A 383-nucleotide genomic window follows, 5' to 3' on the forward strand; every position below is an offset into this window, starting at 1 on the left:
TTCCAGTCGCTCACCGAAGACGATCTCGCGCAGATCGTCGAGCTCTCGGTCGACCAGCTGCAGAAGCGGCTGCACGATCGCCGGCTCACGCTAGCCGTGACTCCGGACGCCCGATCGTGGCTCGCCGAGCGCGGATACGACCCGATGTTCGGTGCGCGACCGCTGCGCCGGCTCATCCAGTCCGAGGTGCAGAACAAGCTGGCGACGGCGCTGCTCTCGGGAAACGTGCACGACGGCGACACCGTCCGCGTCGATGTCGCGGTCGACGGCACAGGGCTTTCCCTCACCGTCTGAGCTTCCATAATACGGAAGTTGACATCCGAGATTCGGAAAAAGTCTTGACCGTGCGCGCGTGACCGTGATAGATCTGGAGTGTTCCGACG

The 383-nt window shown here is 63.7% G+C and carries 1 pseudogene; it reads left to right on the forward strand.

Features of this window, described 5'->3' with window-relative positions:
• A pseudogene (locus M3148_RS17570) lies at window positions 1-294 on the forward strand (ATP-dependent chaperone ClpB); the annotation flags it as partial.
• Window positions 295-383: the final 89 nt, after the last annotated feature.

This window comes from Georgenia satyanarayanai, assembly GCF_023715365.1.
Lineage (GTDB): Bacteria > Actinomycetota > Actinomycetes > Actinomycetales > Actinomycetaceae > Oceanitalea > Oceanitalea satyanarayanai_B.